The sequence below is a fragment of the Salibacter halophilus genome, from assembly GCF_008806325.1.
GTDB classification, from domain to species: Bacteria; Bacteroidota; Bacteroidia; order Flavobacteriales_G; family Salibacteraceae; genus Salibacter; species Salibacter halophilus.
In genome coordinates this window covers 19,494-38,555 of the sequence record NZ_WACR01000007.1, presented here as the reverse complement: position 1 = coordinate 38,555, position 19,062 = coordinate 19,494, and the positions used below count along the sequence as shown (strand labels likewise).

Genomic DNA, 19,062 nt, shown 5'->3' with positions numbered 1-19,062 from the left:
CCCACCTCCAAAAGCAATAACTATTAATGGAAAGTCTAACCGACAATCAACAACATATCCCTACCAAAAAGGCAATTGAGGAGGAACTAAAAGCCGGAGCTAAAAACTTTCATGTTATAGGGGTATGGGTCGCCATTTTGTTTGACCCAGTTTTTGGATTTACAGATTATCTTAATTTCCCTGATGACTGGCACTACATCATGATATTCAGGTTGTCGGTTTCAGTTCTTTCCCTCATAACGCTGTGGCAATTTAAGCGCGGAAATATCTCGGTTTACACATTAGTTGCTATTCCGTTTGCTCTCATCTCTTTCCAAAATGCATTTACCTATTCGTTGTTAGAAACATCGAATTTAATGACGCACAACCTAAACTACCTGGCGCTTTTCATGGGAGCCGCTCTATTTCTTGTTTGGCCGGCAATATTTTCGATTATAGCTGTTGGGGCATCGTTTATTGCTACAGTCATTTTTGTCCTCCAGAACCCAGCACTCGATTTGAATGAATTTGCCAGAGAAGGAGGTCTATTGCTTTCTACCGGTGCTATTTTCACGATTCTCCTCGTTCAGGCACGCTACCGATTACGTAAGTTGGAGATCAAAGCAAGGCTGGGACTAAAAGAAAACTTGCGCATTAATGCTGAACAAAAAGAAAAACTGGAACAACAAACAAAAGAACTCCACGCTGCTAAAGAAGAAATAGAACGTATTAATGACGATCTGGAAGAAACAGTTAACGAACGAACAAAAAAGCTGAGAAAGTCGAATGATGAAATGAACAGGCTTGTTTACAGCTTGTCTCATGATTTTAAAACTCCGCTCGTCAACCTTCGCGGGCTGCTCGAACTGGTGAGATCAACTGACGACAAACAGCAGCTCGATGTCTTGTACAAAGAGATGAATGGCAGCCTCAACAGGTTTGATAACCTTCTCAACGACATGAACAGTTATTCCATTTATTGGGAAAAGGAAATTGAAGTAGAGGAGTTCAATCCTAAACAGTTGATCGACAACTTGTGGAAACAGCTCAGGTTCATGCACGAAAATAATGTTGAGTTGACAATAACCGGATCTGACCAATTATTCATTGGAGATTCCAAAAAACTCAATGTTGTTTTGAGGTCAATTTTATCCAATGCCGTTATCTATCAAAAGGATGAGGGAGAGAACAGAGTTTCTGTTGACATCGATATAGACAACAACTCTTTAATTATGTCCATAGAAGACAATGGAGAAGGAATTGACAAAGAAATTAAAGACAAAATCTTTGATCTTTTCTACCGCGGAAATCCAAAAAGTACGGGAGCTGGAATCGGCCTCTACATCGCTAGAGGAATAATAGAGAACATGGGAGGAAAACTCACTTTACAGTCAGAACCGAACGAGTTCACGCGAGTTGAGATTACAGTTCCGCGGCAATAAAAAAGCCGGACTTTCGCCCGGCTCTGACAGTAAATTATTTAAGCATAACTAAGGCGAAGCATGTTTGACATGCCTTTATTCGCAATAGGCATGCTCGCAATGTTGATGACGAGATCATCTTCATCGAGATAGCCTTTTTTCTTGAGTTCAAACTTGATGTCATCGATTGTTTGATCTGTACTCACAAACTTGTCGTAGAAGAAAGCGCGCGTTCCCCAAAGCAAGCTGAGTGTGTTGAGTAGCTTGATGTTTCCTGTAAACACAAACACGTGAGATTTGGGTCTGAAAGATGAAATTTTGAAAGCTGTATAACCACTAAAGGTCATGGTCACAATGCCTGATGCGCCTGTCCTTTTAGACAACCGAACTGCCGAAAAACAAACGTTATCTGAGATAAACCGATCCTGGTTGATATCTGGCTCAAACTCTTTGTAGTAAATGCCTTCAAAAGATTCAACTTCAATGAGAATCTTGTACATCGCTTTGATCACTTCATCAGGATGTTTCCCTACAGAAGTTTCTCCGCTGAGCATTACCGCATCAGCTCCGTCCATCACTGCATTTGCCACATCGTTTACCTCGGCTCGTGTTGGCGTAATATTCTCGATCATCGTTTCCATCATTTGCGTTGCGATGATCACCGGCTTAGCCTGAAGCTGACACTTGCGCACAATTTCTTTTTGAATGAGCGGCACTTCCTGCATGGGGATTTCCACACCAAGATCTCCGCGAGCAACCATGACGCCATCAGTAGTATCGATTATACCATCTAAATTATCGATTGCCTGAGGTTTTTCGATTTTCGCAATTATCCTGATGTCTTGCCCCGCATCTTTAATCAAGTCTCTCAACTCATCAATATCACTCGCTTTGCGCACGAATGAAAGTGCTATCCAATCCACGTCACACGTGAGGATAAAATCGAGATCTTTGCGATCCTTTTCTGTTAGGCAGGGAAGCGAGATAAGCGTATTGGGTAAGTTCACTCCTTTTTTTGATGAGAGCTCGCCACCGTGTAAAACTTTAGCTTTCACATCTTGTTTTCCATCAGTATCAACAATTTCAAACATCAGTTTTCCATCATCGATCAAAATTCGCTCACCTCTGCTAACATCAGTTGGAAACTGCTCGTAATTGATGTAAATCTTATCGGCATTACTCAGTTGCTCCTTTACGGTAAATGTTACTTCAGCGCCATCTTTGAGATTCACCTTCCCATTCTCAACTTCTCCAATCCTGATTTTTGGCCCCTGTAAATCAGCCAAAATAGCGGTAAACGACCCCAATTCACGATCTACCTCTCGAATTCTATCAATTATTTTAGCTACATGCTCGTGTTCACCGTGCGAAAAATTCAATCGACACACGTTGACCCCATTTTCGATCAACCCTTTTATCTGTTCCTTTGAATCTGAAGCAGGTCCAAGAGTTGCTACAATTTTTGTTTTATTCCTCAATCTATTCATTCTAATATCAAATTTTTTGTCGACTTTGTTTTTTGTGGGTCAATCTCAAAAACGGTCAGAACCATTTTTAGCGAACCTATTTGTTCACAAATAGCATCCGTATCTAGCTGACCGTAAAGGCCGGTAATTGCAAAGATATAATCAGCGTGTTTAAATTCAGGAATCAATGTACCGGCCGGACTTCTATTCCCGAGAACAAAGTAAGTAAAGTGTCCTTCAGGCTCTTCCCAAATATAAAAGGGAAATGAAGCATCCTCCCCTGAAGAGGTTTTGATTTGGTAGTCGGGTTCTTTTTCAAATTTGCTTTCCAGTACCTGATCGAGTCCCCAAACAAACCGAAACTCTTTTTGGTGACAGCTGATTCCTGCCAAAAAGTAATCTTGTTGATCACCCGTATCGAGAACTAACTTTTTCTTAGCCATTTCAGGCTTCGAAATTACTACTCTGATAGGATTAAGAGGTAATACTGAATATTATTTCTCCTTTGCGATTTGATTAAGGGCAATTTTAGCAGCAGCTTGTTCTGCCTTTTTCTTAGATCTTCCTGTTCCCTCACTAACATTTCGCCCGTCAATTTTAACGGTTGATTTGTAAGTTCTAAATGTATCGCCCTCTTGGGAGTTTTCTATTGTTTCAAAGACAAGCTTGAAACGTGATTTTTGAGAATATTCGATCAAATTGCTTTTGGGGTCAAAATCGAGTTTTTCAAATTTTGACAGCTCGACAAACTTCAGCAGTAACCTTTCCTGGATCAATTGATTGGCGACATCAAAACCACGATCGAGGTAAACAGCTCCAATCAATGCTTCCATTGCATTTCCACCCAGAGATGTTTCATGCCTGGAACGCTCAACGCGGGCTACAATCAACGAGTTTATTCCAAGGTCTCTCGCCATTTTATTGAGCGTGTTGCGGCTCACGATTTTGGAGCGCATCTTGGTTAAAAACCCCTCATCTTTTTCGGGATAATGCTTGTAGAGATAGTCTGCTACGATAGCATCAAGGACTGAATCACCCAAAAACTCGAGTCGTTCGTTGTTGGAATTTCGCTCTTCAAAAACAGACTTGTGCCTAAAAGCTAATTTGAAAAGCTCAACATTTTCAGGAACATAACCGAATATTTCACCAACCTTTTGTAATTCAGGCTCTGACGGTGAAATCCCTAAAAAGTTCTTGATAAACCGACTGAGTGCCAAGGTGCTACTTCACAAATTTGCGGAAGATCACAGAAGCGTTGTGGCCACCAAAACCAAATGTATTTGACAGAGCCGCTTTTACTTCTCTTTCTTCTGCTTTGTTGAATGTAAGATTGAGCTTATCGTCAATCTCTTCATCATCGGTAAAGTGATTGATTGTTGGCGGAACAATGTTTTCTTTTACCGCCATAATAGAAGCAATCGCTTCAATAGCTCCGGCAGCTCCAAGCAGGTGACCTGTCATTGACTTTGTTGATGAAATATTCATCTTGTAAGCGTGATCACCAAATACTTTTTTGATTGCCTTGACTTCAGCTACGTCACCCAATGGGGTAGATGTACCGTGAACATTCACATAATCGATATCTTCTTTCTTGATATCACTGAAGTCATTGAGAGCATTTTCCATCACACTTGTAGCACCTAATCCTTCAGGGTGTGGGGCCGTAAGGTGATGAGCATCAGCGCTGAGTCCGCCACCGGCAATTTCTGCATAAATCGTGGCACCTCTTGCTACTGCGTGTTCGTATTCTTCCAGAATAATAGCTCCAGCACCTTCACCTAACACAAAACCATCTCGGTCTTTGTCGAAGGGTCTTGAAGCAGTTTCGGGAGAATCATTTCGTGTAGACAATGCCTGTAGAGCATTGAATCCACCAACTCCACTTTCATTCACTGCCGCTTCAGATCCACCGGAAACAATGACATCAGCTTTCCCCAATCGAATGAGATTAAAAGCATCGATCAATGCATTGGTAGCAGATGCGCATGCAGATACTGTAGAGTAATTTGGTCCGCGAAAGCCATACTTGATCGAGATATTACCAGCTGCAATATCAGCGATCATTTTTGGAATAAAGAACGGATTGAAGCGAGGGTTTCCATCATTTCTGTAAAAACCCTGCACTTCATCCTGAAATGTTTGAATACCACCGATTCCGGAGCCCCAAATGACTCCTACACGGCCGATATCAATATCATCATTATCGAGCAGATTAGCATTTTTCACTGCCTCATCAGCTACCACCATAGCATACTGGGAGAACAAGTCCATTCTTCGCGCATCTCTGCGGTCAAAATGATCTTTAGGATCAAAGCCTTTAACTTCACAGGCAAACTGTGTTTTAAAGTTAGAAGCGTCAAACTTAGAGATTGGAGCACTTCCACTTTTTCCATTAATAAGTCCTTCCCAGTACTCCTGAGTAGAATTTCCAATGGGTGTAAGCGCACCTAAACCCGTAACTACAACTCGTTTCAATTGCATGCCACAGTAGTATTAAAAATTGGCAAGATGATGTTTACTTATCCGCGTTCTCTTCGATGTACTTTACAGCTTCTCCTACAGTTGAGATGTTTTCAGCTTGATCATCTGGAATAGCGATATTAAATTCCTTCTCAAATTCCATGATGAGTTCAACAGTGTCTAATGAATCAGCTCCCAGATCATTAGTGAATGAAGATTCAGGAGTAACTTCACTTTCGTCAACGCCTAATTTGTCAACAATGATAGAAGTAACTTTACTTTTGATGTCAGACATTTTCCTTGATTTTAGAGTTTAGAAACGCTGCAAAGAAAAGTAAAACCTTTAATTGGTACAAATTTTTGTTACTATCTCAATAACAGCTCATTACCTCTCTTAAGCTCTTTCTGGTGATGTTTGGCACCTCCACATTATCCGCTGGAAATCCCACTGGAATGAGTAAAAATGGCTGTTCATTACGTGGTCTGTTGAGTATTTTCTTCAAGAAACCCATGGGACTTGGAGTATGAGTAACGGCTACTAAACCGGCATTATGGATAGCGCTCAAAAGCATTCCACAGGCAATTCCCACACTTTCGTTTACGTAATAATGTCGCTTTCGGCTTCCGTCTTTATTGTAGCCGTGCGATTGCTTCATTAAAACTATAAGGTGAGAAGCTTCTTCGAGAAAAGGTTTGTTGTGATCTGTACCAAGATGATCAATATCCTCGAGCCACTCATCACTCATTCGATCTTTATAATTTTCGTACTCTTCTTTTTCTGCAGCCTCTCTTATTTCCTTTTTAATGGTCGGATCCGAAACAACACAAAATGTCCAGGGCTGGAGGTTTGCACCTGATGGAGCAGTATTGGCAGCCGAAATAATATTCTCGATTACTTCGATCGGAACCGGCTTTTTAGCAAAGTGCCTAACTGTTCGCCTTGTCGATAGCCATTCTGCAAAGTCGTGTGATCTTTCCAACATTTTCTCTTCTGAAAACGTCTGTATATTATAGGGTATGAAATCTTTTGCCATGTTCTAAGTTTAATGTTGAATTTGAGAACAAACCAATTGATTAATACTAATTTTGCCGAAAGTTAATCAATTAGCTGTATATTAATAAATTACGAAAAGCTTGTTTTTGGATCTGACCGAAAACAAAACTTATAATTATGAAGAACATTGCCATCTTAGCCTCAGGAACAGGCACCAATGCTGCTAAAATAATGGATCATTTTATAGGAAACCCTGAAGTTTTTGTTTCGCTGGTTGCCAGCAACAAAGAAACTGCAGGAGTTCTCGATGAAGCTGTTGAACGCGGTGTACCTACCGCAGTTTTCACCAATGATCAACTGAATGACGAGGAGTTCATGCTCAATATGCTCCGCGGAATAGACCTAATCGTTCTCGCTGGCTTTATGCGTAAAGTTCCTACTTTTTTACTGGAAGAGTTTGAGGATAGAATTGTCAATATCCATCCTGCTCTCTTGCCAAAATTTGGCGGAAAAGGCATGTATGGCAAAAAAGTTCATGAGGCTGTTATTGAGGCTGGCGAAAAAGAATCGGGAATTACGATTCACCTTGTTAATGAGGAATACGATGAAGGGAAAATTCTCTTTCAGGAAAGTGTCCCGGTTAAACAAACCGATACTCCAGAATCTCTCGCGATGAGAGTGCAAAAACTCGAGCATGAACATTTTCCTAAAATCATTCAAAAACTTGTAAGGTCACTCTAAATGGAATTGAGTTTAAAGGAGATTATCACTGTAACATTAGTTTTATTTGCCGTTGTCGATCCTATTGGAAATATTCCAATAGTTCTTGATCTAAGAGAAAGGCTGGGCCATATTCAAAGTGAAAAAGCGAGTATCGTGGCTGCGATTATCATGATCGTTTTTGTTTTTGTAGGTGAAACACTTTTAAAGTTCATCGGTATAGATGTCAACTCTTTTGCTGTTGCCGGCTCATTTGTCCTGTTTTTCATGGCGCTTGAGATGGTTTTAGGCATTGAGCTTTTTAAACATGATGCTCCCAAAACGGCTGCTGTATTTCCTCTTGCATTTCCATTAATTGCAGGGGCAGGAACTTTGACAACTATTCTCTCGCTCAGAGCCGAGTATGAAACTGAAAATATTATTGTCGCAATAATAATCAACATTGCGTTTGTTTACACGGTTCTCAAGTCATCAGCTAAGATGCAACGTTTCCTGGGGCCTTCAGGAATTGATATTATCAGGAAGATTTTTGGAGTGATTATTCTCGCAATATCGGTCAAGTTATTCACGAGTAACATCAGTTCTCTTATTCAATTTTAACGATGGGCATCAAAGGAACTCTAAGCAAGCCATACGCTCATTTAATTAGCAACGCACTTAAACGCGATGCTAAACGAGGTGTTGATTTACAGCATAAAATAATGCGTAGTTTGGTGACTAAAGCCCGAAAAACGGCTTTTGGATCTGACCATGACTTTGCCAATATTGAAACACACACCGATTTTAAGAACAGAGTTCCCATCCACGACTACGAAGGGCACAAGCCATACATTGACCGCATTATCAAAGGAGAAAACGATGTGTTGTGGCCTGGAAAACCGGCATATTTTTGCAAAACGTCAGGAACTACTTCAGGTGCGAAGTATATTCCTTTGACAAAAGACTCGGTTCCTTACCATGTAAATGCTGCTAAAAATGCGCTGCTCAGCTACATTGCCGAAACTGGTAACAGTTCATTCTTAGATGGAAAAATGATTTTTCTTCAGGGCAGCCCTGAGCTCGAGAAGATTGGTGACATCCCACTTGGGAGGTTGAGTGGAATAACAGCTCACTGGGTGCCCAATTACCTGCAAAAAAACAGAATGCCAACCTGGAAAACCAATTGTATTGATGACTGGGAAACGAAAGTTGACAAAGTAATCAAAGAAACCCGAGTTGAGGATATGCGCCTCATTAGCGGAATTCCTAGCTGGGTTCAAATGTATTTTGAGCAACTTTTAGAAAAAACAGGCGCAAATAATGTAAAAGAGGTTTTTCCAAACTTTTCACTATTCGTTTATGGCGGACTCAATTACGCACCATACAAACCTGTTTTTGATAAGCTCATTGGCGAGGACATCGACTCTGTAGAAACCTATCCGGCCAGTGAAGGGTTCATCGCTTATCAGGACTCACAGTCAGAGCCGGGATTACGACTCAACATCAATGCCGGAATGTTTTTCGAGTTTATTCCGGCCGATCAATTTTTCGAAGAAAACCCACCCCGCTATCATTTAGGTGAAGTGGAGCTGAATAAAAACTACGCTATTATTCTCAGTACAAATGCCGGTCTTTGGGGTTACAACATTGGCGATACAGTAAAATTTGTATCTCTCGACCCATACAGGATTGTTGTCACGGGTAGAATCAAACACTTCATTTCTGCTTTTGGTGAGCATGTTATTGCTGAAGAGGTTGAAAGCAGTTTAGAAGAAGTGATTGCACATTTTGATGCTCAGGTGAAAGAATTCCATTTAGCTCCACAAATCAATCCTGAAGATGGTTTGCCTTACCACGAGTGGTTTTTCGAGTTTGATGATGAACCACATAATCTAGATGCTTTTAGACTAAAGCTCGACAAGGCACTTCAGGATCGGAATCCATACTACAAAGACTTAATCCAGGGAAATATATTGAGACCTCTGGTTATTTCAAGAGTTGAAAAAGGTGGTTTTAATGAAATGATGAAAAAAAGGGGGAAACTCGGTGGGCAAAATAAAATACCCCGATTATCAGATAATCGTGAGCTGGCAGATTTGATGAAACCTTTCTTAAAATAAAAAAAGGAAGCAGTAAAACTGCCTCCTTTTTATGACAACGTACCCCCTTTGCACTCAAACATTCAAGCTGTTAGATTTAAAGTACGTTGCTAGTAAAGCTAATTAACCATTGCTTTAACCAAAACAATAAACCTTAGACGCTCCAAATCTAATGATATCATTTTTTTAATCCCTCTCTCATCAAAGATTAATACTGTAATGTGAGAAAATGTGAGAAGTGATTATCTTTGTGATATAATAACCCAACTCTTCAACTAATAATCGACATTTTGTTTAAAAAGCTCACATTCATACTTTTCATCTTTCAGTTCATCACACTTTCATCAATGATAGCTGAAACAAGCCTTGACTCGCTTTTAAAGTCTATCCAAAAAACCGATTCATTGACTCAATCACAAATTGAGCAATTCAACCAGGCTCTGAATAGCGCTGATGAAAAGTTTCTTACTCCAACGTTGAAGGTGTTCTTCAAAGCCAAAAACTACCCCAACGTTTCACTGGAAAAAACCACTAAAATCCTGCGATCAAAGGTTGGTGATTGTGAAGATTGGTTACATGTTGAAATTTTCCAGGTTCAGGACACCATTGATAAAGGTAAAATCAATAAAGGAATTAACAGAGCTAGAAAACTCATCAACACCAAAGAATGCAAAACAGATAAGCAACACTACATATTACTCCAGGCAATAGGGTCTGGTAATTACTACTTGCAACGGTACGATTCTGCAATCTACTATTTCAGGGAAGCTATAGACATCTCATCTAAAAGAAAAGACACCGTTTCAATTATCACCAATAATGTAAATATTGGTAGCTCATATCATGGCTTAGGTGCCTACCGTACAGCTCTTTATTATTTCCAGGAAGCACTTGAGGTAAGCAAACATTACACAGACTTTGATACCCGTTATGTGAAAAATAACATGTCTGCAATACTCATTACAATAGAAGAGTACGATGAAGCTGCATCTTATATTCTCGAACAGTTTCCGCAAAAAAATGAGCGAGTAAAGTTCTCTGATATAAATACTTTAATATGCCTAAATTCATTGCGCTGCCATTCATCAAAAATACCTGACTCTATCAGGACCATTTCCTACAATTATCTTGAAAAGTACATGAATGAGCCAAACCCGTATCAGAACGCAATGATTACTGAGGTTGCTAAATATTATTACGATAATAATCAACGTGATAAAGCTTTAAACCTCATACTGTCAAATGAAAACAGTATGATGAAAGACACTGCATTATTTCTCGATTTTGTCATAGAGCTATACAGCAATATAGACACTCTAAAGCTCAGTGATCAAAGTCTTAAAAAGCTTTTTGATTATGCCAATAATTCAAGCTTCTCAAAGTTTGAGTCTATAATTCATTACATGATCAAAAATGACCACTGGGTTAAACCTGAAGAGAAGCTATTCGCTCAATATCACAATAAAGTTTCAGACTTCATTAGCTCTAATGATTCACTAGTAAAACGAGACTATTCCATTTACAATGACATTAAAAAGAAAGAGTTTCAAATTTCATCTCTCGATAAAAAGGTCAAAAAATCAGAAAGAGAAAACCAGCTTTTAATTATTGCAATAATCAGTTTAGCCTTAATTGTTGGCCTTATCTCAACAGTCTTCATCCTCTACAGAAAACAAACTTCTTACAAGTTCAAACTCAATGAAGCAAGAGAAGCCAGTCTTGTAAAACAAAAACGACTCGCTGAAGCCAAGAGCAAAGAAGCTAAAACAAAAGAAGAGCTCGTTTCAATCAAGAATAACGTTTTCAAGGAGTTGCTTCCATTCTTTGATGAACTCAATCAAAACACCAAAGAAATGCTCCCTGAGCTTCCTAAATCAACGAAAATAAAGTACCTCACATTTCAGGAAAACCTTGAAAGGCTTAAAAAACTTCTCAACTTAAAGGAAAAAGTAAATAGTGATGTTACTACACAAGAGGAGTCTTTACTTTCAAAAGATAAGCTTGAACTTACAGATAGAGAGATTAGGATTGCTCGCCTCATAACATCAGGAATGTCATCAAAAGAAATAGCTGTTACGTTGAACCGCAAAGCTTCATATGTTAACAATCTGCGTTCTAACCTCAGGAAGAAGCTCAACCTCGACCACAACCAAAGTCTGGAAGAAGAATTGCGCAAACTCAATCTCTAAAGTAAAATATTACGGTCAGAGCCACCGCGGTAAAACACACCTCTGTACTTTTGCCGCGGAAAATGAAAAGGAACACCTGGCATAGAATCAAAACGTGGCGACTGGCTTACCCAGTTATGCTTAGCCAGTTTGGCCAAATCATGGTTGCAACGGCAGATAGCATAATGGTTGGCCGGGTTGGCACTATTCCTTTAGCCGCTTCAACTCTTGCCAACAGTATCTTTTTGATCGTCTTCGTTTTTGGGATCGGTATTAGCTATGCTGTGAGTCCGCTCGTGGCAAATGCTGATGGCGAGAAAAACGCTCAACGGATAAGCTCTCTACTCAAACACGCGGTTTACATAAATGCTGCGCTAGGATTGGTTCTGACCGGTATTGTTTTAATATTCAACTTCAACCTTCACTGGTTTGATCAGGATATACGAGTCGAAAAATCAGCTATCAGTTACATGTTTATCATCAACATGTCTCTATTGCCTACCATGCTGTTTTTTGCTTTTAAGCAGTTTGCTGAAGGACTTTCGAGTACAAAGCCCGCAATGATTATCACGTTGGTTACCAATGCACTCAACATTTTTCTCAATTACCTGCTGATTTACGGAAAATTTGGTCTCCCGGCTATGGGACTTGACGGAGCCGGTTACGCAACCCTCATCGCAAGGGTTTTAATGATGGCTGGTATTGCATGGCTTGTAATAGCAAATAATCCGTTCAGAAAATACTGGAAAGCGATCAAGTGGAAGCGAATTCAGTGGGAAACCTTCAATCGGATATTGAAAATTGGTGTACCAAGCGGCATGCAAATGGTTTTTGAGGTTGGTGCTTTTGCAGGAGCAGCAGTGATGGCCGGGTGGATATCTCCTCAAGCTCAAGCCGCTCATAACATTGCTATTAATCTTGCATCAATCAGTTATATGGTAGCTACCGGATTGGCTGCCGCTACAACTGTGAGAGTTGGAAATCAACTGGGAAGGCGAGATATTCAGAGCCTCCGCACAGCCGGATTTACCGGTATTAAAATGGTGATTTGGATCATGCTCATTGCTGGAGTTCTCTTGTTTGCAGGGAAAGACCTTCTTCCCAAACTTTACGTCACTGATGAATCGGTTATTCAAATTGCCAGCAGTTTATTGATTGTAGCAGTTTTCTTTCAACTTAGCGATGGAATTCAGGTCATTGGACTAGGCGCCTTACGCGGCTTAGAAGATGTTAAAATCCCCACGTTTATAACGCTTATCGCCTATTGGGTTTTTGGGTTGCCGGTTGGTTATTTAGCCGGTATTGTTGGTCCGTTTGGTGTTGATGGAATTTGGTATGGACTCGCGAGCGGGTTGACCGTAAGCGCAATTCTTTTGATTTGGCGTTTTAATAATGTCACGAAGAAATTGCGGAAAAGAGTTAGGCTCAATGCCTGATTAATTTCTTAGTAGTTAGTATATCACGGCCATCATAAAAACGGATGAAATACAACCCGTTCCCAACTTGTGAAATATCGATACTCATTTTTCGGTCAGAGCCAGCTTGCTTTTCAACAATAAGCCTGCCGGTTGGGTCCAATACCTCAACGCGGCTCACTTCCCAGTACTTAGGAATATTGACATTAACAAAATCGTTAGTTACAGGATTGGGATAGATCAATGCGTCACTATTTATTATTTCATCAGCTAATCCTGTTGAAGGACCGGATTCAACCGAATCAATTGTGATGGTATCAAGCATTGAACAGAAGTTTGCATCAATCACCTCTAAATAAAACTGTCCCGCACTTAAGCTGTCATATGGTGGGCTCTGACTATTACCATTCCATAAATAGCTGTAAGGCGGTGTTCCTCCGTAAACCATTAAATTTACATAGCCATCATTTCCATCAACCTCATCCTGGATTAAAGACTGAACAAACAACTCTTCCGGCTCGTCTATTATAATTGAGCCTGTATCTGAACACCCGTAAATATCAGAATAATAGTACTCGTATTCACCCTCATCAACGTTTGCTACAGAGTTACCAGTATCTCCGGTTGACCAAATTATCTCATAGGGAGTTGAAAAGCTAGAATCATAAGGCTCTACTACTGCTTCTCCTGTGGAGTCCCCGTAACAACTTACATCAGTAACCGCTTCAGTTAAAAAGGGAGGAGAATAATAATTAACCGATATTGTATCTGTTGTAAAAGTAACGCCATGAGAAGTTGTTATTTCAGCGTAATAACTACCTGTATTAGTAACTAACAAAGTATCAGAATGAAACCCATTACTCCAAACAATAGATTGGTATTCCTGACCATCTAAAACGAGTTTAGTGTAATCATTACCCAAACATGTTGTTGTATCGCCAATAATCTGAACATTTTCTGACAATGTCTCTCCCTCTTTAAAGTAATGATGTGTATTTATTGAAGGGTTGTAATATGTATCAGTGTGTCCGCTGAGGTAGCGAAGCTTGACTGAATCAACCGTTGTTAACTGTCCAAGTCCAAAAATTAAATGCTGTGAATTCTGACTTACATATTGTTCACCGCAAAAAGTATATTCTGTAAAAACGTTGGTGTCGGCATAAACCTTAACCAGAGTGCCTACAGCCTGTTTATTGGAAGCTGTTCCTTCTGGAGTTATTTTGATCCAGTTATTTTGATTCCCAGTGTTTTGCCAAAGGAAAGGGTCACTATTGATACTATTATGTGCTACTACATCATAAAAACCATCATTATTGATATCACCTCTGGCAACAGCATGAGAAGCAGCTATTGTTGAATTATTAAAAACTGAATTCCCATTACTAAAGCTCTGACCACCATTATTAATAAAAAAGTAACTGCTTAGCTGAGGCACAGAATTAGGATCATCTGTATGAGCTGTAGCAACATAAAGATCTCGCCACATATCATTATCAAAATCTACCCATGTAGCTCCCCAGGAATACTCATTAATTGTAACACCAAATTGACTACCCATTTCCTGATATCCAGAAGCATCCTTTACATAGAACTCTGAAAAAAAACCGTTCCCGGTATTAGTTAAATATAAATCCTGATCTTCATCGTTATCAAAGTCACCAAATGTTGATGTCATAGGATATTGTTGGGGTTGCTCAACTCCAACACTATCTGCTATGTCAGTAAAAGTTTCATCCTGATTATTGATGAATAGCCTGTTGTTAAAGGGTAGCCTGTCATTCATCACAAACAAGTCAGGCCAATCATCATTATTGTAGTCTATCCATACACTTTGAAAAGTAGTTTTAATTCCATCGGCTACTCCTGCACTTTGAGTAATATTTGTGAAAGTACCATCACCATTATTCTTGTATAACTCATTTGTTGGGTTAGAACTAGCGTTTGCATTATGTTCATACTTGCATACATAAAAATCCAAGTAACCATCCCGGTTGAAATCCCCAAATGAGGCTCCATAAGAGCCAGAACTGAGACTATGAATTCCTGCTTGAACAGTTACATTAGTTAGGTTTAAATTACCATCATTTTCATAAAGTTCGTATTGACCAGCAAAAGTGGTCATGAATAAATCATTATCGCCATCATTATCGTAATCAACCCACAACACCATCTTAACAGGCCCATTACAATAAATAGAAAGATCTCTTTTTACATAACTTCCATTTTTATTAGTGTAAAGTAGCAAGCTGTCATTTTCCATAGCGAAGGTCAAGTCATCCCAACCATCATTATTCACATCGTAAAAACTAACACCACTACCCCATCGATCACCTGAAACAAGTCCGGTATGAATATTCTGTACTCCTGCAACATCATTAAAGGACTGGGAAAAAGTCAATAGTGATGTGGCTAAAAAGACTACTATTAATATGTAAATTTTAAACTTAATCAACAATTACTAGTTTTAAGGTAACAGGGCCGTTTTCAAGATATAAAGTCAAAAAGTAAATTCCCGAGTCTATATTGCTCATCTTGAGGCCAGAACGACTATTTTCAAAAACCAAAGTCTGATTTAAAATCGTTTTACCTGCTACATTTTTAAGTGCTACCCCTGTTCTGCTGATATTAGAATGTAACTCAACAATAACTTCTTGTCCATTTTTAACGGGATTTGGATAAACTCTTATATCACCGCTAGGATTATTCATATTTATTCCTGTTGCTGCTAAATCAACTTCAAACTCTGACATAACAGTATCTATCACGACCGTGTTTCCTGCGAGATCTGATCCCTTTTCAAGGTATATTTCTAAGTTATTTCTCCACAATGTTTGCTGATTTATAGAGTACTCAAGCTTGTAAGTTGTGTTATTTAACCACATTGAAGCATTATAATCTATACTGAACGCACTGTTGACTGATGTATCACTAAATGAAAGCTCAGGTATCACAGATGAACTCATATCCTCATCAAATACAATAATGGCAGACAACTTATCTGTTCCATTATTGACAATAGAAGTGTTTGTCATAGCTGACAAAACATGCGGATTGCGTGTGTCAAAGTAGAACTGATCATAAAAAGCCCCCTGGCTCTGACTATTACCCAACAAATCTTTAGCGTAATTGACCGTGACATCTACATGCTCTACTTCAATGTCATGATCTTGAATATTAAACCGGGCAATCAAAATAGAATCGTTGAGCCATTGACTTTCAAAAGGATTATAAACCATAGAACCTGCATCTACAGAACTAACAGAAGTAGAAATTGCCGGTAATTGGGTTGTATCCATCGATTCATCAAAACCAAATTCCATTTCATAATTGGCCAACCCTTTATGAGTATCAAAGATTGTATCAGCTGTGACCCCAGTAAAAACTATGGTTGGTTGCTTTGTATCGACATGAATAGGTTGGGGAACATATTGTTGTTGAGGAGAGTTAGCTGCAAAATCAACTACTGAATCAATAACAACTGATAGGTTGTGGGATTCATAACTCGTATTATTTAAACTAAAAGAAACTTTGTAAGTAGAGTCATTGAGCCATTCACATAGCGGGTATAATTGAGTCAGTGCGTTTTGTGCTGCCGAATCAGAAAAACTTAGTGCCGGTTTTATTGAAGTATCCATCACTTCATCAAAAACGAGGTTGATGGTAAGAGCATTCTGACCGATATCTGATTTTATAAGTGCTGTGTCATTAATCGTGTTTTCAACTAATACCGGCTCCCTGGTGTCAACAATAACCACATTATTGGTTGTATCAATTTTTAAGGGATTTCCAAATTGGTCAGATCCGGAACTAACAACAAACATGGTTTGGTAATACTCGTTATTCAAATCCTGCGTATTGAAATGAGCAATGAAATGAAGGGAATCAGCCCAATAGCTCGGTCCTGATGAGTAACTTAAATCCTGCTGAATGTTTGATGGAAAAACAAAACCAGTTTGCACCATAGACGAAGTATTCATCGGTTCAGAAAAAACTATTTCAATAGTTTTATTCGGTCCTGATTTGCTGTTTAATATTGAATCAGCCACCGATACTGAAACCACTTCTGGCTTTTTAGTATCAACCCTGAACGGACTCCTAAATAAACGCGGAGTTTGTTTAACTCCATCATGATCCTCAGCACCGGAAACCTCAACCGTAATACTATCGAGTTCTGTCATGCTATTATTCACGTGGTAATTGAGCTCGACAATATTTGTATCAATCCATGAATAATTTACTGAGTCGAGAGCAACCGTTAGTGGGTTATCTGTTAAATAGTTAATTGTAGGAAGCTTTGTGGTATCCATTTTCTCATCAAATGTTACCTGACACGCCAGTGACGTACCAATGTCACTCCTTGAAACATAAAGATCTGAAGAAGTGATAGCCACAGCAGCAGGCCTTTTCCTCGAAACATACTCATCTGCTTTTGTAATAGCCAAATCGCCAATATCCATTCCCATTTTGCGACCATCAATATCGTCAACCGGTGGATGAATACCTCCCCAAATCCTTGACAAACTACATTCATCAGCCGCATCCTTGTAAGTGGCCCATTCTAGCTGAATATCTACACTCGGACCTTCCTCAAAATGTAAAAAGTCGTTTTGAGGAGCATCAAAAGTTCCCATTCCTCCCGGGAAAAAAGGATCTCCAGTCATTTGTGTCAGAACCTCAGCAGCAGCACTCGAAAACGTAGAGTGTCCAGAGACATAACCAGCAAAAGGTGGGGTAACAAATGTTGGACGCTGGTAGGGCCACCAGTTTTCTGCTAATATCCAGCCCACTCCCGCAATATCAACATTAGGATCTCCAATATGATCTGGCCCTCTCCATGTATACAGCTTGATTTTACCTACATGTTGTTGGTTCTGACCAGCGAGTGAATCTCCTGGCTGAACAACTTCAATGTAACCGGGAATTAAAGGAATTCCGGCAGGGTGAAAGTTTGATAAAGTGGTATCTGTACATTGACCTTTCTCAGCCATGTAGCGAATAGCTGAAACTGGCCTGATGAAATCATACCATCCTTTAATTGACCACGAAACAACAGCTGCATCGTGCACGGCTCCACCAAGTGCTAAAAAGGCTTTTACATCAAATTCTAAATCTGAAAGAACAGGACCCTGCCCCATCCACTTTCGCTGAAAAAGGGTGTCGTCCATCGTGTGTTTCATAATCTCAAACCAGTGACCCGGTGGCGTTTCTGAATCGATACCATCGGCCCAAAACTCAGCTAAAACTCTTACATAATCCCCCCTGGGAACAATTTGAGGTGTGTACGGCTGTCCAGTCTTGGGATTTACAGAGTAACCCTGATTGGGATCGTTAACTCCCCCGTCAAAAAAATTATAGAAATTAGGTAAACTATCGTTGTTCAAAGGATATCCTGAAATATTCCCTCTCGATGCAGGAGAAATATCCCACATAGTTGTGTCATTTGGATCATTGTGTGATTGCCAAACTGAAACCATGCAAAAATTCCATTTGTACAATGAGCTAAGTCCTGCCGTATCAGTAGTGTCAATTAAAGACGGACCTCCAGGATCCATGTAAACATTGTAGTCGTTGTTATTGCGGGTTTTGACCGTAATCAAAGTATCAGGTAATGCAAATGGATCAACATCTCCCCATTCGGGAGAGAGATGCGGTGGAGTAGATTGAACCGGATTACCCGCCTGGTCGATTGCCACAGTTAATGAAATTGCCTGCCATCTGTTAGGGTCATTAATGTTGGGGTTCCCGGGTTGCTCAACGGCAATGGGCGGATTGGCCTGCTGGTAATAATTATTGGCGTAACCATTCTGCTCGTTAGAACCGTCCTGATGTCCATAGTTAATGATTTCCTGGGCAAGATAATTCCCAAACTCTGCAGGACCACCATTCACGTAATCAGTCGAGGTATTAGAAACATCAAAGTTCAATGATTGCATGATGCTATCTGACCTGTTAACAACTCCAGTGTAGCCGGGAGAGTTTTGAAACCTGTGCATCAGCAACCTGTAACATGCAAAAGAAATGGCCTCAACCCTGGCTGAATGAGTGTCTTGCGGGATCACAACACCACTAAAATCAACCTGATAGCCAAAAAATGATTTATCTAAAAATACAGTTTCTTTTGCTGGATCATAGGCCGCCCAGGCATCGTATGAAGCCACAGACAAATGATAAAGGTTTCGAGCATGCACTGTTGGACGCGCAAAATCGTTTCGAATAGATTCGATTAATGCATCGTTCCACACTCTGGCGATGCTATGGCTGTTTTGGCTCTGACCGTAACACGCACCTGTTGCAATCAAAGCAAATAATATTAAAATTGAACTTCTCATAAACACACGCAACCAAAATAATATTTTGCTTA

The 19,062-nt window shown here is 39.8% G+C and carries 14 protein-coding genes; 6 read left to right on the top strand and 8 right to left on the bottom strand.

Annotation, left to right across the window (positions count from 1 at the left end):
* Nucleotides 1-26: 26 nt before the first annotated feature.
* Complete coding sequence (locus F3059_RS08840; RefSeq protein ID WP_151168339.1) at nt 27-1,421, top strand: sensor histidine kinase; 1,395 nt, start codon at nt 27-29, stop codon at nt 1,419-1,421.
* A 38-nt stretch (nt 1,422-1,459) separates the two neighbouring features.
* Here the strand turns inward: F3059_RS08840 and pyk are convergent, their stop codons facing one another.
* The 6 genes from pyk to F3059_RS08810 form a co-directional block, all read right to left on the bottom strand.
* Nucleotides 1,460-2,887 (bottom strand): pyruvate kinase, encoded by a 1,428-nt coding sequence (gene pyk / locus F3059_RS08835; RefSeq protein WP_151168337.1) that lies wholly within the window; start codon nt 2,885-2,887, stop codon nt 1,460-1,462.
* A complete protein-coding gene (locus F3059_RS08830; protein WP_151168335.1) occupies nt 2,884-3,309 on the bottom strand; it encodes an IPExxxVDY family protein in 426 nt (141 codons plus the stop codon). Before F3059_RS08830 ends, pyk begins: the two co-directional genes overlap by 4 nt.
* 51 nt (nt 3,310-3,360) lie before the next feature.
* On the bottom strand, nt 3,361-4,083 hold the full coding sequence (rnc, locus tag F3059_RS08825; RefSeq protein WP_151168333.1) for a ribonuclease III: 723 nt from the start codon (nt 4,081-4,083) through the stop codon (nt 3,361-3,363).
* A 4-nt stretch (nt 4,084-4,087) separates the two neighbouring features.
* The gene (fabF, locus tag F3059_RS08820; RefSeq protein WP_151168330.1) at nt 4,088-5,347 is read right to left on the bottom strand and encodes a beta-ketoacyl-ACP synthase II; all 1,260 of its coding nucleotides are present in this window, start codon (nt 5,345-5,347) and stop codon (nt 4,088-4,090) included.
* Between the two features lie 34 nt (nt 5,348-5,381).
* Nucleotides 5,382-5,621 carry an acyl carrier protein gene (locus F3059_RS08815; protein WP_151168328.1) on the bottom strand — a complete coding sequence of 80 codons (240 nt, stop codon included), beginning with the start codon at nt 5,619-5,621 and terminating at the stop codon, nt 5,382-5,384.
* A gap of 76 nt (nt 5,622-5,697) precedes the next feature.
* Nucleotides 5,698-6,360, bottom strand: a complete 663-nt coding sequence (locus tag F3059_RS08810; protein ID WP_151168326.1) for a nitroreductase family protein — start codon at nt 6,358-6,360, stop codon at nt 5,698-5,700.
* 137 nt (nt 6,361-6,497) lie between these two features.
* Between F3059_RS08810 and purN the strand changes: the two genes are divergently transcribed.
* The 5 genes from purN to F3059_RS08785 all read left to right on the top strand — a co-directional run bounded on the left by purN (nt 6,498) and on the right by F3059_RS08785 (nt 12,722).
* Nucleotides 6,498-7,061, top strand: coding sequence for a phosphoribosylglycinamide formyltransferase (gene purN, locus F3059_RS08805; protein ID WP_151168324.1), 564 nt, complete (start codon nt 6,498-6,500; stop codon nt 7,059-7,061).
* Nucleotides 7,062-7,640, top strand: coding sequence for a MarC family protein (locus F3059_RS08800; protein WP_151168322.1), 579 nt, complete (start codon nt 7,062-7,064; stop codon nt 7,638-7,640). It begins immediately after the preceding gene.
* Nucleotides 7,641-7,642: 2 nt separating this feature from the next.
* Nucleotides 7,643-9,139 carry a GH3 family domain-containing protein gene (locus F3059_RS08795; RefSeq protein WP_151168320.1) on the top strand — a complete coding sequence of 499 codons (1,497 nt, stop codon included), beginning with the start codon at nt 7,643-7,645 and terminating at the stop codon, nt 9,137-9,139.
* A gap of 326 nt (nt 9,140-9,465) precedes the next feature.
* The gene (locus tag F3059_RS08790; protein ID WP_151168318.1) at nt 9,466-11,307 is read left to right on the top strand and encodes a transcriptional regulator; all 1,842 of its coding nucleotides are present in this window, start codon (nt 9,466-9,468) and stop codon (nt 11,305-11,307) included.
* 62 nt (nt 11,308-11,369) lie between these two features.
* Nucleotides 11,370-12,722 (top strand): MATE family efflux transporter, encoded by a 1,353-nt coding sequence (locus tag F3059_RS08785; protein ID WP_151168316.1) that lies wholly within the window; start codon nt 11,370-11,372, stop codon nt 12,720-12,722.
* On the opposite strand, the gene F3059_RS08780 is transcribed toward F3059_RS08785, so the two are convergent.
* Together F3059_RS08780 and F3059_RS13685 are read right to left on the bottom strand one after the other, a co-directional pair.
* Complete coding sequence (locus F3059_RS08780) at nt 12,712-15,153, bottom strand: FG-GAP-like repeat-containing protein (protein WP_151168314.1); 2,442 nt, start codon at nt 15,151-15,153, stop codon at nt 12,712-12,714. The genes F3059_RS08785 and F3059_RS08780 overlap by 11 nt on opposite strands.
* Nucleotides 15,146-19,000 carry a DUF6851 domain-containing protein gene (locus F3059_RS13685; protein WP_189683217.1) on the bottom strand — a complete coding sequence of 1,285 codons (3,855 nt, stop codon included), beginning with the start codon at nt 18,998-19,000 and terminating at the stop codon, nt 15,146-15,148. The genes F3059_RS08780 and F3059_RS13685 overlap by 8 nt, the downstream gene beginning before the upstream one ends.
* Nucleotides 19,001-19,062 lie beyond the last annotated feature (62 nt).